This window comes from Kitasatospora hibisci (assembly GCF_043950205.1).
GTDB classification, from domain to species: Bacteria; Actinomycetota; Actinomycetes; order Streptomycetales; family Streptomycetaceae; genus Kitasatospora; species Kitasatospora hibisci.
The window spans coordinates 1,455,001-1,477,476 of sequence record NZ_CP171642.1 but is presented as its reverse complement, the minus strand read 5'-3'; the positions used below and the strand labels follow the sequence as shown (position 1 = coordinate 1,477,476).

The following is a 22,476-nucleotide window of genomic DNA, read 5'->3' as shown; positions in this document are numbered from 1 at the left end:
CGCACATGTACGAGCTCAACCGGGTCCGCCTGTACTCGATCGGACCGGCCGGCGCCCGCTACGCCGACACGGTGCTCGACCTGCGCGGCGTCGGCGAGCCCGTCGCCGACCCGGCGCCCCAGCAGATCGGCCTCTTCGGCGAGGACACCGACGGTCCGGTCCGCCGCCCGGCCCCGGCCGGGGTGCTCTTCCTGGAGAACGGTGGCGGCAAGTCCGTCCTGCTCAAGCTGATCTTCTCGGTGATGCTCCCCGGCCACCGCAACACCCTCGGCGGTGCCAGCTCCGGCGTGCTGCGCAAGTTCCTGCTCGCCGACGACTGCGGCCACGTCGCCCTGGAGTGGCAGCACACCGTCACCGGCGAGCTGATCGTGGTCGGCAAGGTCAGCGAGTGGCGCGGCCGCCAGGTCTCCTCCGACCCGCGCAAGTTCGCCGAGACCTGGTACTCCTTCCGCCCCGGCCCGGGCCTGACCCTGGACTCCCTCCCGGTCGCCGAGCGGGTCAGCCTGGCGGGTGACCAGAAGGCCCGCGGCCGCCGCCGCACCATGAAGGGCTTCCGTGACGCCCTCACCGAGGCCGGCAAGGCCCACCCCCACCTCGACCTGGTCTTCGAGGACGGCCACGACCGCTGGACCGAGCACCTCGGCGACCTCGGCCTCGACCCCGAGCTCTTCCGCTACCAGCGCGAGATGAACGCCGACGAGGGCGAGGCCGCAGGACTCTTCGCGGTCAAGCACGACAGTGACTTCACCGACCTGCTGCTGCGCGCCGTCACCGACACCCGCGACACCGACGGGCTGGCCGACCTCGTCCACGGCTTCGCCGCCAAGCTCGGCCGCCGCGCCGAACTCACCGCCGAACGCGACTTCACCGCCGGCTCGCTCGACCTGCTGGAGCGGATCGCCGAGGCGACCACCGCCCGCGAGACGGTCCGGGAGGCCCACCGTACGGCCGAGCGCCGCACCCGCCGCCTCGCCCACGCCCTGGCCTCCCGCGCCGCCGCCGAGCGCGACCGCGCCCAGGACCTCGCCGTCGAGGTCGCCGCCGCGGCGAGCGCCGTCACCGCCGCCGAGGCCGACCGCACCCGGCACACCCTGATCACCGCCGAACTCACCCACCGGCACGCCACCCTCGGCCTGGCCGCCGCCACCACCGAGGCCGCCGCCCTGCGCCGCGAGCTCACCGACGCCCGCACCCTGCACTCCGCCTGGCAGGCCGCCGAGGCGGTGCTGCGCCACCGCGCCGCCGCCGACCGGGTGGCCCGGGTCGCCGTCGCCATCCGCGAGGCCGAGCTCGACGCCGCGCCGGCGCTGGCCGCCCGCGCCCGCGCCGCCACCGTCCTCGCCCGCGCCCTCGAAGCCGCCGCCGCAGCCGCCGAGGCCCGCGCCGACACCGAGGAGGAGCGCGCCGGCGAGTTGCAGGCCGACGGAGCCAAGGCCCAGTCGGACGCCACCGAGGCCGCCACCGCCGCCCAGAAGGCGCGCAGCGAGGCCGAACACCTTCGCCAGCGCCTCGCCGAGGTCGAGCAGGAGACCGCGGCCGCCGTCGAGGCGGGCTTCATCGACGCCGACGGGGACGTCGACCCGGCCCGCGCCGCCCTGCACGCGGCCGACGTCGAGAAGAGCGCCAGTGCGGCCCTGGCCCAGGCCCGCACCGCCGCCGAGTCGGCCGCCACCCGGCTGCGCGAGGCCGCCGCCGCCACCGGCCGCGCCGAGCTCGCCGCCGCACGCGCCAACGACGCCCGCAAGGCCGCCGCCCAGGCCCTCGCCGCCGAGCAGCGCACCGCCGCCCTGCTCGCCACCGAGCCGCGCCTGGCCGACCTGCTCTCCCTGACGCCCTACCAGGACAACGCCGACGAGGACGCCGGCTTCCTCACCCCCGCCGTCCTCGACCGCTCCGCCGAGCACCTGCGAGAGCTCCTCGACGAGGCCATCGCCACCGCCGAGCGCACCCTGTTCGACCTGCGCACCGCCGCCGCCGACGACGCCCGCATCCTCGCGGCCCTCGGCGACGGCGGCCTGCTGCCGCCGGGCCCGGACGTCCTCGCCACCGTCGAGTACCTGGCCGAGCACGGCATCCCGGCGCTGCCCGGCTGGCGCTACCTGGCGCAGTCCGTCGACCCGGCCGACCACGAGGCGATCCTCGCCGCCCGTCCCGAACTGGTCGACGGCGTGGTCATCACCGACCCCACCTCGCTGGAGCGAGCCCGCGAGGCGCTGCAGGCCGCCGCCCTGCTGCCGCGCTCCACGGTCGCCGTCGGCGCCGCCGCCTCCCTGATCGCCCCGATCACCGACGAACCGGCGTTCTTCCTCGTCCCGCCGAACCCGGCCATGCACGACGAGTCCGCGGCCGACGGCGAGCGCCGCGAGCTGCGCGCCCGCGCCACCGCCCGCGAGGAGCACATCCGTGAGCTGGCCGCCCGCCTCGGCGGCGACCGCGCCCTCGCCGCGCGCCTCGCCTCCTGGCACGCCAGCTGCCCGCCCGGCACCCTCGCCGAGCTGGCCGCCGCGGCCGAGGCCGCCCGCGAGCACGCCGAGCAGGCCACCGCGGCGCTCGGCACCCTGCGCGCCGACCACGACGAGGCCGAGACCGCCCACGCCGCCGCCGCCGTCACCCACGAGGAGCACCGCGAGAACGCCCAGCGCGCCCGCCGCCGCGCCGACGCGCTCTCCGGCCTGGCCTTCCGCCTGCGCGAGCGCGCGGGCTGGACGCGCCGCCAGCGCGAACTCGCCGAGGACGCCGCCGAGTGCGACCGCCGCCAGACGGTCTGCGCCGAGCGCGCCCGCACCTGCGACGAGGACCGCCGCGCCGCCCAGCGCGCCGCCGACGACGCCCGCCGCACCGCGCGCACCCTGCGCGCCGAGCGCGCCGAGATCCCGGCCGGCGAGCAGTCCGACGAGCCCGACACCACCGTGCCCGCCGCGCTGCCCGCACTGCGCGAGGCCTACCGCGCCGCCTCCCAGCTCTACGAGAAGGTCGGCGTCGGCGCCGACCTGCGCGCCGAACAGGCCCGTGCCGAGGGCGACGAGGCCACCGCCGCGGCCGAGCTCGACCGCCTCACCAACAAGGTCCGCACCCGCGCCGAGGAACTGCTCGGCAGCCCTGACGGTGCCGACGGCCCGGCCCGCCAGGCCGCCGCCGCCCGTGCCGAGGAGCTGGTCGCCACCATCGAGGCCCGTGCGGCCGCCGCCAGCGAGCAGCTCGGCCGCCTGCGCGGCGAGGCCGAGCGCTCCGCGCCCGCGGACGGCGACGCCCACACCGAGCTGCCCGAGGACCTCGTCCCCACGGACCCCGAGCACGCCCAGGTCCTGCTGCGCACCGCCAGCAGCCGGCTGGCCGAGCGCCGCGAGATGGTCGACGCCGCCCGCACCGCCTACGCCGACCTGCAGCGCACCTTCGACGCCGCCCAGGCCGCCGCCGCGGACTTCGACGAGCACGCCGGCCAGCTCCGCGACGGCCTGCGCGAGCACCAGGACGACGAGGGCCTGCCGGTCGAGCCGTACCTCGGATCGCTCACCGACGCCCGCACCGCCGCCGCCGAGGCCCGCCGGGCCCTGCGCACCGCGGCCGGCGAGCTCTCCTCGGCCGAGCTCGCCGTCCGCGACGCCTCCGACGCCCTCGTCCGGCACGCCAACGCGGCCCGCTACGAGGCCGTCCGGACCCCCGCCCGCCAGCAGATCCGCGAGCTGCCCGCGTCCGCCCTGCCGGACCACGCGGCCGCCTGGGCCGCCGCCTTCGCGCCCCGACTGCGCGTGCTCACCGACGAGCTCGCCCAGCTGGAGCGCAACCGAGGCTCGATCGTCGACCGCCTGCGCGGCCTGGTCGAGTCCTCGCTCGCCACCCTGCGTGCCGCGCAGCGGCTCTCCCGCCTGCCCGAGGGCCTGGGGGAGTGGTCCGGCCAGGAGTTCCTGCGGATCCGCTTCGAGGACCCGGACCACGCCACCCTGGTCGAACGGCTCGGCGAGGTCATCGACGAGGCGACCCGGGCCGCCGTCAAGAAGAACAGCGACCTCCGCCGTGACGGCATGTCCCTGTTGCTGCGCGGCGTTGCCGCCGCGATCGGCCCGCGCGGCGTGAGCGTCGAGATCCTCAAGCCCGACGCGGTGCTGCGCGCCGAGCGGGTGGGCGTCGGCCAGATGTCCGACGTCTTCTCCGGGGGCCAGCTGCTCACCGCGGCCATCGCGCTCTACTGCACCATGGCCGCGCTGCGCGCCAACGACCGTGGCCAGTCCCAGCTGCGGCACGCCGGCACGCTCTTCCTCGACAACCCGATCGGCCGCGCCAACGCCACCTACCTGCTGGAGCTCCAGCGGGCGGTCGCGGACGCGCTCGGCGTCCAGCTGATCTACACCACCGGCCTGTTCGACACCACCGCGCTCGCCGAGTTCCCGCTGGTCATCCGGCTTCGCAACGACGCCGACCTGCGGGCCGGGCTGAAGTACATCTCGGTGGAGGAGCACCTGCGGCCCGGCCTGCCGGCCGCGCCGGACCCGGACGGCCCGACCATCCACGGCGAGATCACCGCCACCCGGATGTTCAAGCGCCCTGCGGACGCCCCGGCCTCCTGACGGGCGTCGGGTGCCCCGCTCCTCCGCCGAGGAGCGGGGCACCCGTGTCCCGGCCGCGGCGCGGCCGTCGCGGGCACCGGAGCGGCCACGGCACCCGCAACGGCTACGGCATCGGCACGCGCGACTGCCGACCGCCCTGCGGCGGCCGGTCGTGCTGCGGCGACCCCGGCGACGGTCGATCCGGCGGCTGCCGCTCCGGGGCCTGCCGTACCTGCTGCTGCCGCTCCTGGGGCCGGCGCGCGGGCGGTGCCGCCGGGTGCGGGCGGGGAGGCGGTTGCGGTACGGGCGCCGCCGCCCGGCTGCCCGCCATCGGCGAGGCCGAGTTCGGCCCGCGCACCCGCTGGGCCGCCACCTGGCGCGAGATCAGGATCTCCAGCAGACACCACATCGTGCCGAAGACGCCGAGCCCCATCGCCATCAGCGCGGGCGTCAACAGCCAGCTGTCCGCGTACGAGGCCAGAGCCGCGACCAGCAGGCCGACCAGCGTGAACGCCAGGCAGAGCACCGCCCGGACGGCGGCGACGCGTACCTCGTCGGGCAGACGGCGGCGACGGCGTGCGACGGACATCGGGCGACCCCCAGCGCGGTCACGATGGCAGGACGGGTGGCACGGGCGCACGGAACGCGCTCCTGCGCACCACTCTGCCCTGCACCAACCGGACTATGCGCGCCAATCAGCCGAAGTTCCGTCAAATCGTGTGATCTGCACCGGAAAGCCCCGCGGCTCGGGCCGCCGCGTCGCCGCCGCCGGGGCCGGCGATCGCGGGCCGACGCCGACGCCCTCAGCCCAGCTGCTGGTTGAGCTCCTTCAGGGCGCCCTCCACGATCGTGCGCATCGCCTGCTCCGCGTGTCCGGCGTCCCCCGCGCAGATCGCCTCCGCGACCTCGCGGTGCAACCGGATCGCGTACGGCTCGGGCTGATGGGGCATCAGATGGTACTCGGTGCGGCCCGTGAGCACCGCCCCGACGGTGTCACCGAGGTGGGCGAACATCTCGTTGCCGGAGGCCTTCAGTACGGTGGCGTGGAAGGCGATGTCGTGCCGGAGGAAGGTCTCCAGGTCGGCGGCCCGCGCAGTCATCGTCAATTCCACCGCCAGCGCGCTGAGTTCGCGTCGCTCGTCGTCGCTGGCATGCTGTGCGGCGAGTGCCGCGGCGGCCGGCTCCACCGCGAGGCGCAGTGAGCCGAGCGACCGCAGCTGGGCCGGGCGGTCGGCCCCGGCCAGGCGCCAGCGGATCACCAGCGGGTCGAAGACGTCCCAGCCGGACTTCGGCTGCACGGTGATGCCGACCCGTCGGCGGGGGGCCACCATGCGCATCCCCTCCAGGATGCGCACCGCCTCGCGGACCACCGTCCGCGAGACCCCGAACCGCTCCTCCAGCTCCTCGCCGCGGAGCACCGCGCCCTCGGGAATCTCCCCGGACGCGATCGCCGGCCCGAGCTCCGCAAGCAGTCGGCCGGGCAGCCCCTGGATCTCCATCCGCCCAGCCTAGACGCCCCGCCCCGCCCGCTCCCCGGGGGTTCGCCCCGACCGCCCACCGGTCGGCCCCTAAAAGTATGACGATTTGGTTTCCAGGTCTTGAATACGTCATATCTTTGGGGCGATAGTGGCGGCCAGCAACGAAGGAGCACCCCTCTATGGCTCTCAGCGTCGAGAACCACGGCACCCCCGCGGCGCCCCTCACCGTCGTGGTGATGGGCGTCTCCGGTGTCGGCAAGACCACCGTGGCCCGCCTCCTGGCCGACCGCCTCGGCCTCCCCCGCGCCGAGGCGGACGACTTCCACCCACCGGCCAACATCGCCAAGATGTCGGCCGGCACCCCGCTCGACGACGAGGACCGCGCCCCCTGGCTGCGCGCCCTCGGCGGCTGGCTCCGGGAGCGGGCGGAGGCCGGTACCGGCGGGGTGGTCACCTGCTCGGCGCTCAAGCACCGCTATCGCGACATCCTGCGCGCGGCCTGCCCGGGTGCCTTCTTCCTGCACCTCAGCGGCGGTACCGAGCTGGTCGAGGACCGGCTCGCCCATCGCACCGGCCACTTCATGCCGCCGTCGCTGCTCGCCTCGCAGTACGCCGCCCTGGAACCTCTCGGGGCGGACGAGCGCGGCGCCGTCCTGGACGTCGGCCCGTCCCCCGAAGAACTCGTCGAGCTGGCCGTGGCGCTGCTGCGGCCCGTCAATGGAGACCTCGCGTGAGCCTGTCCCTCACCCTGCTGGCGGCCGCCCCACCGGCCGCCCTGCCGCACACCAGCAGCGACACCCGGTTGCTGGTCGCGGTGCTGCTCAGCATCGGCGCGATCGTCGTGCTGATCACCAAGCTGAAGCTGCACCCGTTCCTCGCGCTCACGCTCGGCTCCGGGCTGCTGGCCGCGGTCGCCGGCGCCCCGTTCGACAGGCTGCTCGCCAGCTTCTCCACCGGCTTCGGTGCCACCGTCGCGGGCGTCGGCCTGCTGATCGGCCTCGGCGCCATGCTCGGCAAGCTGCTCGCCGACTCCGGCGGGGCCAACACCATCGCGGACACCGTGCTGGCGCGCTCCGGCGCCCGTGCACTGCCCTGGGCGATGGCGCTGATCGCGGCCGTGCTGGGCCTGCCGTTGTTCTTCGAGGTCGGCGTGGTCCTGCTGATCCCGATCGTGCTGCTGGTGGCGCGCCGCGGCGGCGTCCCGCTGATGCGGATCGGCGTCCCCGCCCTGGCCGGGCTCTCGGTGCTGCACGGCCTCGTCCCGCCGCATCCGGGCCCGCTGGTCGCCGTCGACGCGCTCAAGGCCGACCTCGGCATCACCCTGGCCCTCGGCCTGCTCATCGCCGTCCCGACGCTGATCGTCGCCGGCCCGCTGTTCGCCCGCCTGGCCGAGCGCTGGGTGGGCCCGCTGGAGGTCCCGGCCACGACCACGCCGGTGGAGACCGTGAAGCACGAGCGCACCCCGTCCTTCGGCGCGGTCCTGGCGACCATCCTGCTGCCGGTGGTCCTGATGCTCGGCAAGGCGCTCGCCGACGTGGTCATCGACGACCCGAAGGCCCTGCTCCAGCGCGTGTTCGACTTCATCGGCTCGCCGCTGATCGCGCTGCTCGCAGCGACCCTGCTCGGCATGGTGACGCTCGGCCGGGCGGCCGGATTCTCCAAGGAACGGATCTCCGCCACCGTCGGCTCGTCGCTCGGCCCGATCGCGGGCATCGTCTTCATCGTCGGCGCGGGCGGCGGCTTCAAGCAGACGCTGATCGACGTCGGCGTGGGCAGCGCGGTCAGCACGTGGTCGAGCAAGTGGCACATCTCGGCGCTGCTGCTCGGCTGGCTGATCGCCGTCCTGATCCGGTTGGCCACCGGCTCGGCCACGGTCGCCACCATCACCGCGGCCGGGATCGTGGCGCCCCTCGCGGCCGGCATGTCCTCCACCCACGCGGCCCTGCTGGTGCTGGCGATCGGCGCCGGATCGCTCTTCTTCTCGCACGTGAACGACGCGGGTTTCTGGCTGGTGAAGGAGTACTTCGGGATGAGCGTCGGTCAGACGCTGAAGTCCTGGTCGGTGATGGAGACGGTGATATCCGTGGTCGCGATCGTCCTGATCCTGCCGCTCAGTCTGGTCGTCTGAGTCATCTGAGCCCTGTCCGGCAAGACCGGCCGGACAGGCCCGACGGCCGTCCCGGCCTCAGGCCCCCACCGGCCTGCACCGCACCGCACGTCACCCCGCGGGGCGGCACCCGAATCGACCGGGTGCCGCCCCGCGGTGCGTTCCGGGGTGCTCAGCCGAGCATTCCGCCCAGGACGGCGGCCGTCGCGGCCAGCAGCTCCTCCGCCGTCTCGCCGCCGGCCGCGGTCCGGGCCAGGAGCCCTTCCCGCGCGGCCAGGATCACCGCGGCGGCCTGCGCCGCGGAGGCGCCCGGCGGCACCAGCTCCGGCAGCGCCCGCGCCAGCACGGCGGCGAGCGCCCCGGACACCGTGCGGTCGTGCGCGGCGACCCGGTCGGCCAGCCCGGCGGTGCGGGCGGCGAGCAGCCGGAACTCCAGGAAGAGCAGGATCCAGCCGGCTTCGTCCGGTTCGACCCGCAGCAGCGCGTCGACCAGGCGGCGGGCGCGCTCCTGCGGCGCGAGCGCCTCGCAGGCGGCTGCCAGCCGCTCCAGCTCGGCCATCCGGCCCGCGGCCTGCGCGTCGAACAGCGCCAGCAGCAGGTCCTCCTTGCTGCCGAAGTTCGAGTAGAAGGCGCCGCGGGTGTACCCGGCGGCGGCGCAGACGTCCTCGATGCTCGTCCGGGCGAAGCCGACGGTGAGGAAGAGCTCGCTCGCCGCGGTGAGCAGCCGGGCCCTGGTGTGGGTACGGCGGCGCGGCGGCCGGGGATCGGTGGGTCGGACCGGGGGAGGGTTCACACCAGTACGATACATGGTGTATTCAATACGGGTCGTATTGAATTCGAGTCGTATGGAACGTGGACCCGTACCGAGCGCGGGTCGCGTCGAACCGGAGGGGACCGCGCCATGAGCCGACTGCTGATCACCCACGCCCACCTGCTGCACCCCGAGGACGGCACCCGCACCGAGCCGTCCTGGCTGGAGGTCGCCGACGGCCGGATCGCCGCCGCCGGCACCGGACGCCCGCCGGCAGCCGGCGAGGACGCGCGGGTGATCGACGTCCGCGGCGCCACCGTGCTGCCCGGCCTGATCGACGCGCACGTCCACCTGCTAGTCACCAGCCTCGATCTGCGGGACGTCGCCGACTGGACCCCCGGCTACGCGACCGTCCGCGCCCTCGCCGAAGCCGAGCGCATGCTGCGCCGGGGCTTCACCACCGTCCGGGACGTCGGGGGCGCCGACCACGGCATGGCCCGCGCCCTCGCCGAGGGCCTCGTGCCCGGCCCCCGGCTCGTCCACGGCGGCAAGGCGCTCTCCCAGACCGGTGGACACGGTGACCTGCGCCCCCTCGGCGAGGACGCGCTGCCCTGCTGCGAGGCCCGCCCGCACTTCGGCCGGATCGCCGACGGCGTCGACGCCGTCCGGGCCGCCGCCAGGGACGAGTTCCGCAAGGGCGCCGCGCACCTCAAGGTGCTGCTCTCCGGGGGCGTCGCCTCGCCGCACGACGAGATCGCGGCCGTCCAGTACAGCGAGGAGGAGATCCGCGCGGCCGTCGAGGAGGCGGAGAACCACAACCGCTACGTCACCGTGCACGCCTACCACCCGCGCGCCATCGACCGGGCGCTGCGGGCCGGGGTGCGCTGCGTGGAGCACGGCAACCTGTTGGACGACGCCAATGCCGCGCTGCTGCGGGAGCGGGACGCCTTCCTGGTCCCCACCCTGGTCGCCTACGAGCAGACGGCGAAGCTCGGCGCGGCCTCGGGCCTGCCGCCCGCCTCGATCGGCAAACTCGCCGAGGTCCGGGACCAGGGGCTGGCCGCCTTGGAGCGCGCCCACCGCGCGGGCGTGAACCTGGTCTACGGCAGCGACCTGCTCGGCCCGCTGCACCCGGCGCAGCTGGAGGAGTTCCGGCTCCGCGCCGAGGTGCAACCGGCCGCGGACGTCATCCGCTCGGCCACCGTCACGGCGGCGCGGCTGCTCGGGATGGCGGGGGAGATCGGCACCCTCACCCCGGGCGCCCACGCGGACCTGCTGGTGGTCGACGGCGACCCCCTGGCCGACCTCGCCGTGCTCACCCGGCCGGAGCGCCACCTGCGCCATGTGATCAAGGCCGGCGTGCCGGTGTGACGGCGTGGCGGTGTGACCGCGCCACGACCGCGGCAGCACGAACGGGCGGCCGCCCGGACTTCCCGGACGCCCGCCCGTTCCCCACCGATGAGCACCGGTGCGCTGCGCGGGGCGGTGCCTACTTGGTTCCGCGCTTCGCGAGGAAGGCGTCGACCTGCGCACGGATCTCCGGCGTGTCCAGGCCGCGTACGGTCATCGTGGTGCGGCGGCGCAGCACGTCGTCCGTGGTGTACGCCCACTCGTTGTCGGCGGCGTAGGCGACCTGCGCCCAGACGTCCGGACCGTCCTCGTGGATCGGCCGGCCCAGCTCCGGGTTCTCGTCGATCAGGCGGGCGATCTCGAAGGAGAGCGTGCCGTAGTGGCTGGCCAGGTGCTTGGCGACCAGCGGCTCCATGCGGGAGCCCGGCTCGCGGTCGATCAGCAGCCGGTGCGCGACGGCGTTCGGGGCGCCGACGCCGGGCAGCGGGACGGTCGGGGCGATCGGGGACATGTCCTCGCCGAGGCTGGTGCCGGGCACGTGGGCCAGCTTCTCCAGCACGGTCCGGCCGATGTGCCGGTAGGTGGTCCACTTGCCGCCGGCGACCGACAGCATGCCGCCCTTGCCCTCGGTGACGACGGTCTCGCGCTTGGCGGCGGCGGTGTCGCCGGGGCCGCCGGGGAGGACCCGAAGGCCGGCGAAGGAGTAGGTGATCAGGTCGCGGTCGAGGTGCTCGTCGCGGATGGCGTGCGCGGCCTCGCCCATGATCTGGTCGATGTCGGCCTCGGTGGCCCGGACGTCCTGCGGGTCGCCGGTGTACTCCTCGTCGGTGGTGCCGAGCAGGACGTGGTCCTCCCAGGGGATGGCGAAGGAGACGCGGTACTTGTCGATCGGGATGGTGAGGGCGGCGCGCCACGGGGCGCGGCGCTTCACCACCACGTGCGCGCCCTTGGAGAGGCGGATCGACGGCGCGGCGCCCGCGTCCTCCATCCGGCGCAGGTGGTCGACCCAGGGGCCGGTGGCGTTGAGGACCAGGCGGGCGTCGACGCCGAACTCGGTGCCGTCCAGACGGTCCTTCAGCTCGGCGCCGGTGACCCGGCCGCCGGTGAAGCGCAGACCGGTGACCTCGGCGTGGTTGAGCACCACGGCGCCGGCGTCGACGGCGGCGCGCACGGTCATCACGGCGACGCGCGAGTCGTTCATCTGGTGGTCGCCGTAGACGGCGACCGAGCGCAGGCCCTCGGTGCGCAGCGCGGGCACCTGCTGGGCGGCGTGCGCGGCGGTGGAGACGCGGCCCATGCCGTCGCGGAAGGCGGAGAGCGCGGAGTAGAGGAAGACGCCGGCACCGAGCTTGGGGGCGCTGTGCGGGCCGCCCTTGTAGACCGGCACGAAGAAGGTCAGCGGGTTGACCAGGTGCGGGGCGACGTCGGTGGAGAGCGCGCGGCGCTCCTTGTGGTTCTCGGCGACGAGCTTGACGGCACCGGTCTGCAGGTAGCGCAGGCCGCCGTGGACGAGCTTGGAGGAGGCGCTGGAGGTGGCTCCAGCGAAGTCGCCGGCGTCCACCATGGCGACCTTGAGGCCGGCCTGGGAGGCGGTCCACGCGACGGCCGTGCCGAGGATGCCGCCCCCGATCACCAGCAGGTCGTAGGTGGCCTTGCCCAGCAGCTCGCGGGTCTCGGCGCGGGAGGCGGTGCGGCCGGCGGTGCGCTCGGCGCCCAGGGTCGGGATGGTTGCCATGGTGTGTGTTACGGCGCCGCGGGTCGGGCGGCGCCGTTACTCCTCTCGGTGTGCGGTGCGGCCCCTGCTGAGAGGCCGGTCGGCCCGGTGCGGCGGGCCGGTGAAACGGGGGCGAGCCGGTCGGGGCCCCGGGGCCCCTGACCGGCTCTGCGGTCAGTTCTGCTCGTCCTCCTCCACCCAGCCCATGGTGCGCTCCACGGCCTTGAGCCACTTCTTGTACTCGCGCTCCCGGGTGGCCTCGTCCATGCGCGGGGTCCACTCGGCGGCGCGGTGCCAGTTGGCCCGCAGGGTGTCGAGGTCGTTCCAGAAGCCGACGGCCAGGCCGGCCGCGTAGGCGGCGCCCAGCGCGGTGGTCTCGGCCACGTACGGGCGCTCGACCGGGGCGTCCAGGACGTCGGCGATGTTCTGCATGAGCAGGTTGTTGCTGGTCATGCCGCCGTCGACCTTGAGCGCGGTGAGCTCGACGCCGGAGTCCTTCTGCATGGCGTCGACGACCTCGCGGGTCTGCCAGGCGGTGGCCTCCAGTACGGCCCGGGCCAGGTGGCCCTTGGTGACGTACCGGGTCAGGCCGGCGATCACACCGCGGGCGTCGGAGCGCCAGTACGGGGCGAACAGGCCGGAGAAGGCCGGGACGAAGTAGGCGCCGCCGTTGTCCTCGACGGTGTTGGCGAGGGTCTCGATCTCGGCGGCGGTGGAGATGATGCCGAGCTGGTCGCGCAGCCACTGGACCAGCGAGCCGGTGACGGCGATCGAGCCTTCCAGCGCGTACACCGGGGCCTGGTCGCCGATCCGGTAGCCGACGGTGGTCAGCAGGCCGTGGTACGAGTTGACGATCTTCTCGCCGGTGTTGAGCAGCAGGAAGGTGCCGGTGCCGTAGGTGGACTTGGCCTCGCCCTCGTTGAAGCAGGTCTGGCCGAACAGCGCGGCCTGCTGGTCGCCCAGCGCGGAGGCGACCGGGACGCCGGCCAGGTCGCCGACGGCCTCGCCGTACACCTCGGCGGAGGAGCGGATCTCCGGCAGGACGGCCATCGGCACGCCCATCGACTCGGCGATGCTCTCGTCCCAGGCCAGGGTCTTGAGGTTCATCAGCATGGTGCGGCTGGCGTTGGTCACGTCGGTGACGTGCTTGCCGCCGTTCACGCCGCCGGTGAGGTTCCAGATCACCCAGGTGTCCATGGTGCCGAACAGGATGTCGCCGGCCTCGGCGCGCTCCCGCAGGCCCTCGACGTTGTCCAGCAGCCAGCGGATCTTCGGGCCGGCGAAGTAGCTGGCCAGCGGCAGGCCGGTCTCGCGGCGGAAGCGGTCCTGGCCGACGTTGCGGCCCAGCTCGCGGCAGAGGCCCTCGGTGCGGGTGTCCTGCCACACGAGCGCGTTGTGCACCGGCTCACCGGTGTTCCGGTCCCACAGGACGGTGGTCTCGCGCTGGTTGGTGATGCCGATCGCGCGGATGTCGTCCCTGGTCAGGCCGGCCTTCTCCAGGGCGCCGCGGATGACGGACTGCACCCGGGTCCAGATCTCGGCGGCGTCGTGCTCGACGTAGCCGGGCTGGGGGAAGATCTGGCGGTGCTCCTGCTGGTCGACGGCGACGATCCGGCCGTCCGCGCCGAAGATGATGCAGCGGCTGGAGGTGGTGCCCTGGTCGATCGCGGCGATGTAGTTGCCGGTGCCAGTGGAGGTCATGAGGGTCCTCGGCTCATTCGGGGGTTCGGGGGTGGGTGGGTCCGACTGTCGGGTCAGTCCCCGTGCTCGGGCTGGGTGAAGCCCTGTTCCGGAAAGATGGCCGGCTTCAGAAGACGATGTTGTAGAGGCCACCGGCCAGCAGACCGCCGACGAGCGGGCCGGTCACGGGGATCCAGGCGTAGGACCAGTCGGAGCCGCCCTTGTTCGGGATCGGCAGCAGCGAGTGGACGATGCGCGGGCCCAGGTCGCGGACCGGGTTGATGGCGTAGCCGGTCGGGCCGCCGAGCGAGAGGCCGATGCCGACGACGGTGAACGCGACGATCAGGATGCCGAGGCCGGACTTGCCGAGGCCCTCGTTGCCCGCCTGGGTGAGGATCGCGAAGCAGAGCACGAAGGTGCCGATGATCTCGGTGAGCATGTTCTGGATCGGGTTCCGGATCTCGGGACCGGTCGAGAAGATGCCCAGGGTCGGTTCCTCGTTCTCCTGGAACTGGCCGAGGTAGGTGGCCCAGACGAGGACGGCGCCGATCATCGCGCCGAGCATCTGCGAGCCGAGGTAGAGCGGAACGTCGCCCCATTCGCCGCTCTTGACGGCGAGGGCGAGGGTGACGGCCGGGTTGAGGTGCGCGCCGGACTTGGAGGCCGACATGTAGGCGGCGATCATCACCGCGAAGCCCCAGCCGAAGGTGATCGCCAGCCAGCCGGCGTTGATGGCCTTCGACTTCTTGAGCGTCACAGCGGCGCACACGCCGCCGCCGAGGAGTATGAGGGCGGCGGTGCCGAGGGTTTCGCCGACGAAGATGTCGCCGTTGGAGAACGCGGACACAAAGACTCCCTTGTCCATTTGGCCCGGAGGTGCGGGTGGGGGCAGGTGGCCGATCGACCGCTGTGCGGGTGAGCGCTCTGTGGGAGTGGTCTGCTCGGCCATCGTTCGACAATGTCGACCGTCATGCGGAAGCTTCCTCCCCGTGCCGCCTTCGCGTCAAGGTCGGGTTACGCAGCTGTGACCCTTCACGCGAAGTTACCGAGCGGATATGGCCGAATGCGGACAAAACGCCAAGGCGCGGACAGGCGTGACGCCCGTCCGCGCCTCGGCGTGAACACGGTGTTACCGGTGCGCTCGCGCGCCCGGGGAACGGCCGCCGGACCGGCCGGAGGGGCCGGGCCTCAGAACCGCCCGGCCCCGAGGTCGCGGGAGATCGCCCGCGCGGCGCTGCGCACCGAGGCGACCAGCGAGGGCTTGACGAAGCCGTCCTCGCAGACCCGCTCGACCGAGCCGCTGATGCAGACCGCGCCCACCGGATTGCGCCGCCGGTCCTGGATCAGGGCGCCGATCGAGGCGACGCCCTCCCAGGTCTCCTCGATCGAGTCCGCCCAGCCGCGCTCGCGGGTCAGCGCCGCCTCCGCGTCCACGTCCGCGGCCTCGGTCAGCGTCCGCGCGGTGTACGGCTCGAACGGGCCCTCGCCCAGCTCGCCCCGGGCCACCGGGTCGTAGGCCAGCAGCACCTTGCCCAGTGCGGTGGAGTGCAGCGGCTGCATCGAGCCGACCTCCAGCACCTGCCGGGTGTCGTCCGGCCGGAACACGTGATGCACGATCAGCACGCCCTGCTGGTGCAGCACCCCGAGGTAGACGGTCTCGCCGGCCGCCCGGGCCAGGTCGTCCGCCCAGACCAGCGCCCGGGCGCGCAGCTCGTGCACGTCCAGGTAGCTCTGGCCGAGCCGCAGCAGCTCCGCGCCCAGCTGGTACTTGCCGCTCTCCGGGTCCTGCTCGACGAACCCCTCCTGCTGGAGGGTGCGCAGGATGCCGTGCGCCGTGCCCTTGGCGAGGTCCAGCGCCGTCGCGACCTCGGACAGGCCCAGGCGGCGCTCACCGCCGGCCAGCAGGCGCATGATCGCGGCGGCCCGGGAGAGCGACTGGATCGGGCCGGGCATTCGGTACCTCCGGGCTGACAGGCGGTCGACATTGTCGACCGCAGTGGTAACGGGACGAGTCTGCCAGGCCGCCCCCGGTCCGTGCACCTTCCCCCTCGGTAATCACCCTCCCCGCGTTCACCTCAGCGCCGGACGCGCGCCACCTCGGCGGCCAGCGCGGCGATCTCCCGCGGGCCCACCCGGCAGCAGCCGCCCACCAGCCGGGCGCCCTCGCCCAGCCACCCGGCCACCTGCGCCGGACGGAAGGTCGGCGCACCGCGCCAGTCCCGTGCCCCGGAGTCCCAGCCCTCCCCGCTGTTGGGGTACACCACCACCGGCTTGCCCGTCACCCGAGCCGCCAGCGCCACCGCCCGTTCCGCGTCCGCCGGCGTGCAGCAGTTCACCCCGACCGCCACCACCTCCTCGGCCTCCGCCGCGAGCGCGAACGCCTCCGCCAGCGGCTGGCCGGCCCGGGTCCGCCCGCCCGCGATGCTGTACGACAGCCAGGCCGGCACCCCCAGCCCGCGCACCGCCCGCAGCAGCGCCCGTGCCTCGTCCGCGTCCGGGACCGTCTCCAGCGCCAGCACGTCGGGCCCGGCCGCCGCCAGCACCTCCAGCCGCGGCCGGTGGAACGCCTCCAGCTGGGCCACCGACAGCCCGTACCGCCCCCGGTACTCCGAGCCGTCCGCCAGCACCGCGCCGTACGGCCCCACCGACGCGGCCACCCAGCGCCGCCGGCCCGCCGCCGGCCGCCCGGCCGCCTCCCGCGCCAGCTCCACCGCGCTCGCCAGCAGCCGCGACGCCCGCACCCGGCCCACCCCGCGCCGGGCGAACCCCTCGAAGCTCGCCTGGTAGCTCGCGGTGATCGCCACGTCCGCCCCCGCGTCGAAGTACGCCCGGTGCACGGCCACGACCGCCGCCGGATCGTCCGCGAGCAGCCGCGCCGACCAGAGCGCGTCGGACAGGTCGTGCCCGGCCTCCGCCAGCCGGTTCGACATCCCGCCGTCCAGCACCAGCGGACCGGCGGCCAGCGCCGCCGCGAAGTCGTCCCCGGCCACCACGAGCCCCTTCCCGAACCGAAACCCCCTGCTCCACAGCTTAGGGAGCGTCCCGGCGCCCGCCCCCTGCGAAATCATTTGCCGCGACCCCCGGGGGTCGCTACGTTGTGCTCAGTCCGAGAACGACGACCACGCACGGAGAGGAGCCGACCATGGCCGCGGAGCAGCGCCCCGCCGACACCGGCACCGACGAGAGCGCGTGGCTCGCGGCCTACGACCCGCGCGCCTACACGCCCGTCGCCGTCACCGTCGACGTCGTCGCCCTGACCCTGCGCCACGGCAGCCTGCACGTCCTGCTCGTCGAGCGCGCCGCCCCGCCGTACCAGGGCGCCTGGGCGCTGCCCGGCGGATTCCTGCGGGCGGGGAAGGAGGACCTCGACGAGGCCGCGGTGCGCGAGCTCGCCGAGGAGACCGGCCTGCACGGCACCGCCGACGCCGAGGCGGCCCTCAGCCGCATCCACCTCGAACAGCTCGGCACCTACGGGAACCCGGACCGCGACCCGCGGATGCACGTCGTCTCGGTCGCCTACCTGGCCTTCGCCCCCGACCTGCCCGACCCCGAGGCCGGCTCCGACGCGGCCACCGCGGCCTGGCACCCCGTCACCGCCCTCGACCTCCGGCCCCGCAGCGGCCGGTCACCAGCCACCGGTGTGCCCGCCGACACCCACGGGGGTGGCGTCGGGGGGCACACCGGTCCCGCCACCGAGCCCACCGTGGCCGCCCCGCACGCCGCGGAGACCGGCCCCGCACCGACCGCGCTGGCCTTCGACCATGCGCGCATCCTCGCCGACGGCCTCGACCGTGCCCGCGCGAAGATCGAATACAGCCCGCTGGCCACCGCCTTCCTCCAGCACGACTTCACCATCCCCGAGCTGCGCGCCGTCTACGAGGCCGTCTGGGACGAGAGGCTCCACCCCGGCAACTTCCACCGCAAGGTGCTCTCCGTCCCCGGCTTCGTCGACAGCACGGGCACCACCACAGAACGCGGCGGTACCCGCGGCGGCCCGCGCGCCCGTACCTACCGCGCCGGCGACGCCCGCCTCCTCCACCCCGCACTGCTGCGCCCCACCCGCGAGGACGAGATCCGCTGACCGGCCTCCTCGGCCGCACCCCGGCGCACTACCATCCGGCCATGACCACTCAAGAGGTGAGCAGGACGAGCAACCGGCCCAACTCCCACTGCCACTGGTGCGGCGTGCCCTACCCGCCCGGAACCGAGGCCTGGCCGCGCACCTGCCCAGGCTGCTCCGAGATCAGCTACCGCAACCCGCTGCCCGTCGTGGTCACCCTCCTCCCGGTCACCCAGGAGGACGCCGAGCCCACCCTCGTCGTCATCCGCCGCACCATCGAACCCGGCTACGGCCTACTCGCCATGCCCGGCGGCTACGTCGACTACGGCGAGAGCTGGCAGCAGGCGTGCGTGCGCGAACTCCGCGAGGAGACGGGAATCCTGGCCGACGCCGCGGACATCACCCTGGTCGCCACCGACTCCGACACCGGCGGCGGCTTCCTCTGTCTCTTCGGCCTGCTCCCCGCCCGCCCGCTGGCCGACCTCCCGCCCTCCAGGCCCACCGAGGAGACCGACGGCTGGCTGCTCGCCACCCCGGAGACCCCACTCGCCTTCGGCTTCCACACCCGTGTCTCCCGGGCCTGGTTCAGCGGCGAGTTCACCCCCCGCTGACCACCCCCGGCCCCCGGGCTGACCAGGCGCGCGCCCCCGGAGCAGCCCCTGGCGCACCAGGCGATCACGTGGCAGGGTCTGCACCGACAGCCCCAACCGGACGGGCCCTGCCACAAGCGCGCCCGTCCCTCCACCGGCCGGGAGACCACCACCGTGAGCACCCCACCCCAGGACCAGCCGCTCTGGCGCCCGCATCCCGCCCGCGCCGCCAGCACCGGGATCGTCGCCTTCCAGGCCTGGGCGGCCCGGCACCACGGCGCCCCGGCCGCACCGCTCGCCCCCGCCGACGACGACCAGCAGGCCGAGCGGCGCTACGCCGACCTGCACGCCTGGTCCACCGAGGACCTCGACCGCTTCTGGACCGCCGTCACCCAGTGGTTCGACGTCCGCTTCACCCGGGCCCCCGACGCCGTCCTCGCCGACCCGGCCATGCCCGGCGCCCGCTGGTTCCCCGGCGCCCGCCTCAACTACGCCGAGCACGCCCTGCGCGCAGCCGAGGACGAGGCCAACGCCGACAAGCCGGCCATCCTCCACCTCGACGAGACCACCGAGCAACCGACCGCCCTCACCTGGTCCGAACTCCGTCGCCAGGTCGGCTCGCTCGCCGCCGCCCTGCGCGACCGGGGCATCGGCCCCGGTGACCGCGTCAGCGCCTACCTGCCCAACATCCCGCAGGCCGCCGTCGCCCTCCTCGCCACCGCCGCCGTCGGCGCCGTCTGGACCAGTTGCGCCCCCGACTTCGGCGCCCGCAGCGTCCTCGACCGCCTCCAGCAGATCGAGCCCGCCGTCCTCTTCGCCGTCGACGGCTACCACTACGGCGGCAAGGACCACGACCGCACCGAGGTCGTCGCCGAGCTGCGCCGCGAACTCCCCACGCTGCGCACCGTGGTGCACGTCCCCCTGCTCGGCGCCCCCGCCCCCGAAGGCGCCCTGCACTGGGACGACCTCGTCGCCGGCGACGCCGCGCCGGTCTTCGAGCCCGTCCCCTTCGACCACCCGCTCTGGGTCCTCTACTCCTCCGGCACCACCGGCCTGCCCAAGGCCATCATCCAGAGCCAGGGCGGCATCCTGCTCGAACACCTCAAGCAGGCCGGCCTCCACCTCGACCTCGGCCCGGCCGACCGCTTCCTCTGGTACACCTCCACCGGCTGGATGATGTGGAACTTCCTCCTCGCCGGCCTGCTCACCGGGTCCACGATCGTCACCTACGACGGCAGCCCGGGCCACCCCGACACCGGCGCCCTCTGGTCCGTGGCCGCCCGCACCCGCGCCACGGTCCTCGGCACCTCCGCCGCCTACGTGATCGCCAGCCGCAAGGCCGACCTCCACCCCGGCCGGGACCTCGACCTCTCCGCCGTCCGCTGCATCGGCACCACCGGCTCCCCGCTCCCGCCCGACGGCTTCCGCTGGATCTACGACGAGGTCAAGGAGGACGTCTGGCTCGCCTCCGTCAGCGGCGGCACCGACGTCTGCTCCTGCTTCGTCGGCGGCGTCCCCACCCTGCCGGTCTACCTCGGCGAGATCCAGGCCCCGTGCCTCGGCGCCGCCGTCGAGTCCTGGGACGTCCAGGGCCGCCCGCACACCGACACCGTCGGCGAACTCGTCGTCACCAAGCCCATCCCGTCGATGCCCACAGGCTTCTGGAACGACCCCGACGGCACCCGCTACCACGACAGCTACTTCGACACGTACCCCGGCATCTGGCGCCACGGCGACTGGATCACGGTCACCTCCCGGGGCACCGTCGTCATCCACGGCCGCTCCGACTCCACCCTCAACCGCCAGGGCGTCCGGATGGGCTCCTCGGACATCTACGAGGTCGTCGAGCGGCTCCCCGAGATCGCCGAATCGCTGGTCATCGGTCTGGAGGAGCCCGACGGCGGCTACTGGATGCCGCTCTTCGTCGTCCTCGCCCCCGGCGCCGCCCTCGACGACGACCTCATCGGCCGCATCCGCACCTCGCTGCGCACCGAGCTCTCCCCGCGCCACGTCCCCGACGAGGTCATCGCCGTCCGAGGCCTCCCGCACACCCTCACCGGCAAGCGCATCGAGGTCCCGGTCAAGCGCCTGCTCTCCGGAACCCCGCTGGAGCAGGCCGTCAACCCCGGCTCCGTCGACAACCTCGACCACCTGCGGTTCTTCGAGCAGCTCCGGCTCGACCGCCAGGCCGCCCGGGGCTGACCCGGCCCCCGCCCGGGGCGTGTCGGCCCCCGGACACGGCGAAGGGCGCCCCCACCGGCGGTGGGGGCGCCCTCTTCGACACCTGCGATCGACGGCTACTCGCCCGAGAGCACCTGCTGCGCCGCGGCCCGCGCCGCCTCGGCGCTGTCCGCCGCCCGGGCCGCCTCGGCCGCCCGACGGCACTGCGCCAGCGTGTACTTGGCCAGCGTGGTCCGCACGTACGGGATCGACGCCGCGCCCATGGAGAGGCTGGTGACGCCGAGACCGGTCAGCACGACGGCCAGCAGCGGGTCGGACGCCGCCTCGCCGCAGACGCCGCAGCTCTTGCCGACGGCCTGCGCGGCCTCGGCGGAGCTCGCGACCAGGTCCAGCAGGGCGGGCTGCCACGGGTCCTGCAGCCGGGCCAGCGCGCCGACCTGCCGGTCGGCGGCGAAGGTGTACTGGGCGAGGTCGTTGGTCCCCAGTGAGAGGAACTCGACCTCCTGGAGGATCGAGCGTGCCCGCAGAGCAGCGGAGGGGATCTCCACCATGGCGCCGAACTTGGCGTCCAGACCGGCCTCGCGGCACGCGTCCGCGAAGTCCCGGGCGTCCTTGCGGTCGGCCACCATCGGGGCCATCACCTCGAGGTGCACCGGCAGCCCCTCGGCGGCCTTCGCCAGCGCACGCAGCTGGGTCTGCAGGACGTCGGGGTGCTCCAGCAGCGTCCGCAGACCTCGCACGCCCAGAGCGGGGTTCGGCTCGTCCGCCGGGGTCAGGAAGTCCAGCGGCTTGTCCGCGCCCGCGTCCAGCACCCGCACCACGACCCGGCTCTCCGGGAAGGCCTCCAGGACCTTCCGGTAGGCCTCGACCTGCTTGTCCTCACCGGGCGCCGTCGCCGAGTCGTCCAGGAAGAGGAACTCCGTCCGGAACAGGCCGACGCCCTCCGCACCGGCCTCCAGCGCGGCCGGTAGGTCGGCCGGACCGCCCACGTTGGCCAGCAGCGGAACCCGGTGTCCGTCCGAGGTCTGCCCCGGGCCGGAGGAGGCGGCGAGCGCGGCCTTGCGCTCGGCGGCGACCCGACGCAGCTCCTCCTGCTTCTGCGCGGACGGCTCCACCAGCACGTCACCGGAGCTGCCGTCCACCGCGACCACCGTGCCCTCGGCGACGTCGGTCGCCCCGGGGAGCGCGACCACGGCCGGCACGCCCATGGCCCGGGCCAGAATCGCGCTGTGGCTGGTCGGCCCACCCTCCTCGGTCACGAAGCCGAGCACCAGCGTCGGGTCGAGCAACGCGGTGTCCGCGGGCGCGAGGTCGCGGGCGAACAGCACGTACGGCTCGTCGCTGTCCGGCACACCCGGCATCGGCACGCCCAGCAGCCGCGCCACGATGCGGTTGCGCACGTCGTCCAGGTCGGCGACCCGGCCCGCCAGATAGTCCCCGGCCGAGGCGAGCAGCGCGCGGTAGGCGGCGAAGGCGTCGTAGATGCCGCGCTCGGCGCTGCTGCCGACGGCGATCCGGCGCGCGACGTCCGCCATCAGCTCCGGGTCCTGTGCCATGAGCGCCTGCGCCTCCAGCACCGCCTGGGCCTCGCCGCCGGCCAGGTTGCCGCGGGCGGTCAGGTCCGCGGCGACCGCCTCGACGGCGGCCTGGGCGCGGGCCTGCTCGCGCGGCGCATCCTCGGTCGGGATCTGGGTGGCCGGCGGCTCCAGCACGGCCGTGCCCATGTGCCGCACCTGGCCGATCGCGACCCCGTGGCTGACACCCACGCCGCGCAGCGTCTTCTCCATGTCTCATGTCTCCGCTGAGAGAAGCGGCCCCGCGGGTACCGCTGTGCCGGGCCGCCCCGTCGAGTGCCGCGGGGCGGGTGTGTCGGTAATAAAGGGGTCAGCGCCAGCTGAACAGGGCGTCGCCGACCGCGACCTCGCCGCTCTCCACGGCGTCGTCGAGCGACTCGGGCGAGGCCTCCAGGGCGACGATCGGCGAGATCGGCGACTTGCCGGCGGCCTCGACGGCGGCCGGGT

17 protein-coding genes (1 of these 17 only partly in view) are annotated in these 22,476 nt (G+C 74.5%); 7 read left to right on the top strand and 10 right to left on the bottom strand.

Annotated features, from left to right (window positions below):
• The first annotated feature begins 5 nt into the window (after positions 1 to 5).
• Positions 6 to 4,565: a hypothetical protein gene (locus tag ACF9IK_RS06265; RefSeq protein ID WP_395293233.1), complete on the top strand. Its 4,560-nt coding sequence runs from the start codon at positions 6 to 8 to the stop codon at positions 4,563 to 4,565.
• A 103-nt stretch (positions 4,566 to 4,668) separates the two neighbouring features.
• Here the strand turns inward: ACF9IK_RS06265 and ACF9IK_RS06260 are convergent, their stop codons facing one another.
• The gene (locus ACF9IK_RS06260) at positions 4,669 to 5,133 is read right to left on the bottom strand and encodes a hypothetical protein (RefSeq protein WP_395293232.1); all 465 of its coding nucleotides are present in this window, start codon (positions 5,131 to 5,133) and stop codon (positions 4,669 to 4,671) included.
• Between the two features lie 214 nt (positions 5,134 to 5,347).
• Positions 5,348 to 6,043 (bottom strand): FadR/GntR family transcriptional regulator, encoded by a 696-nt coding sequence (locus tag ACF9IK_RS06255; protein ID WP_395293231.1) that lies wholly within the window; start codon positions 6,041 to 6,043, stop codon positions 5,348 to 5,350.
• Between the two features lie 158 nt (positions 6,044 to 6,201).
• On the opposite strand from ACF9IK_RS06255, the gene ACF9IK_RS06250 reads away from it, so the two are divergent.
• Entirely contained in the window at positions 6,202 to 6,756 is a 555-nt protein-coding gene (locus ACF9IK_RS06250; protein WP_395293230.1) for a gluconokinase, read from the top strand.
• Positions 6,757 to 6,758: 2 nt separating this feature from the next.
• A complete protein-coding gene (locus tag ACF9IK_RS06245) occupies positions 6,759 to 8,150 on the top strand; it encodes a gluconate:H+ symporter (protein ID WP_395298479.1) in 1,392 nt (463 codons plus the stop codon).
• 151 nt (positions 8,151 to 8,301) lie between these two features.
• Here ACF9IK_RS06245 and ACF9IK_RS06240 read toward each other — a convergent pair whose 3' ends face one another.
• Positions 8,302 to 8,922 carry a TetR/AcrR family transcriptional regulator gene (locus ACF9IK_RS06240; RefSeq protein WP_395293229.1) on the bottom strand — a complete coding sequence of 207 codons (621 nt, stop codon included), beginning with the start codon at positions 8,920 to 8,922 and terminating at the stop codon, positions 8,302 to 8,304.
• 108 nt (positions 8,923 to 9,030) lie between these two features.
• Here ACF9IK_RS06240 and ACF9IK_RS06235 point away from each other — a divergent pair, with 108 nt between their 5' ends.
• Positions 9,031 to 10,251 carry a metal-dependent hydrolase family protein gene (locus ACF9IK_RS06235; protein WP_395293228.1) on the top strand — a complete coding sequence of 407 codons (1,221 nt, stop codon included), beginning with the start codon at positions 9,031 to 9,033 and terminating at the stop codon, positions 10,249 to 10,251.
• 118 nt (positions 10,252 to 10,369) lie between these two features.
• Here ACF9IK_RS06235 and ACF9IK_RS06230 read toward each other — a convergent pair whose 3' ends face one another.
• The 5 genes from ACF9IK_RS06230 to mmuM form a co-directional block, all read right to left on the bottom strand.
• On the bottom strand, positions 10,370 to 11,965 hold the full coding sequence (locus ACF9IK_RS06230; protein ID WP_395293227.1) for a glycerol-3-phosphate dehydrogenase/oxidase: 1,596 nt from the start codon (positions 11,963 to 11,965) through the stop codon (positions 10,370 to 10,372).
• Positions 11,966 to 12,118: 153 nt separating this feature from the next.
• Complete coding sequence (gene glpK, locus ACF9IK_RS06225; protein ID WP_313766677.1) at positions 12,119 to 13,645, bottom strand: glycerol kinase GlpK; 1,527 nt, start codon at positions 13,643 to 13,645, stop codon at positions 12,119 to 12,121.
• 106 nt (positions 13,646 to 13,751) lie between these two features.
• On the bottom strand, positions 13,752 to 14,489 hold the full coding sequence (locus tag ACF9IK_RS06220) for an MIP/aquaporin family protein (protein WP_395293226.1): 738 nt from the start codon (positions 14,487 to 14,489) through the stop codon (positions 13,752 to 13,754).
• A gap of 323 nt (positions 14,490 to 14,812) precedes the next feature.
• The gene (locus ACF9IK_RS06215; protein ID WP_395293225.1) at positions 14,813 to 15,577 is read right to left on the bottom strand and encodes an IclR family transcriptional regulator; all 765 of its coding nucleotides are present in this window, start codon (positions 15,575 to 15,577) and stop codon (positions 14,813 to 14,815) included.
• Positions 15,578 to 15,699: 122 nt separating this feature from the next.
• Positions 15,700 to 16,614: a homocysteine S-methyltransferase gene (gene mmuM / locus ACF9IK_RS06210; RefSeq protein ID WP_395293224.1), complete on the bottom strand. Its 915-nt coding sequence runs from the start codon at positions 16,612 to 16,614 to the stop codon at positions 15,700 to 15,702.
• Positions 16,615 to 16,766: 152 nt separating this feature from the next.
• Here mmuM and ACF9IK_RS06205 point away from each other — a divergent pair, with 152 nt between their 5' ends.
• The 3 genes from ACF9IK_RS06205 to ACF9IK_RS06195 all read left to right on the top strand — a co-directional run bounded on the left by ACF9IK_RS06205 (position 16,767) and on the right by ACF9IK_RS06195 (position 20,476).
• Positions 16,767 to 17,705, top strand: coding sequence for an NUDIX hydrolase (locus ACF9IK_RS06205; RefSeq protein ID WP_395293223.1), 939 nt, complete (start codon positions 16,767 to 16,769; stop codon positions 17,703 to 17,705).
• 41 nt (positions 17,706 to 17,746) lie between these two features.
• Positions 17,747 to 18,295, top strand: a complete 549-nt coding sequence (locus tag ACF9IK_RS06200) for an NUDIX domain-containing protein (protein WP_395293222.1) — start codon at positions 17,747 to 17,749, stop codon at positions 18,293 to 18,295.
• A gap of 153 nt (positions 18,296 to 18,448) precedes the next feature.
• A complete protein-coding gene (locus ACF9IK_RS06195; RefSeq protein WP_395293221.1) occupies positions 18,449 to 20,476 on the top strand; it encodes an acetoacetate--CoA ligase in 2,028 nt (675 codons plus the stop codon).
• Positions 20,477 to 20,571: 95 nt separating this feature from the next.
• Here ACF9IK_RS06195 and ptsP read toward each other — a convergent pair whose 3' ends face one another.
• Positions 20,572 to 22,242, bottom strand: a complete 1,671-nt coding sequence (gene ptsP, locus ACF9IK_RS06190; protein WP_395293220.1) for a phosphoenolpyruvate--protein phosphotransferase — start codon at positions 22,240 to 22,242, stop codon at positions 20,572 to 20,574.
• Positions 22,243 to 22,339: 97 nt separating this feature from the next.
• Positions 22,340 to 22,476: the 3' portion of a PTS sugar transporter subunit IIA gene (locus tag ACF9IK_RS06185; protein WP_395293219.1), read on the bottom strand. 313 nt of this gene lie beyond the right edge of the window; only the last 137 of its 450 coding nucleotides appear in the window; the start codon falls outside the window, past its right edge — the gene reads right to left on this strand; the stop codon is at positions 22,340 to 22,342.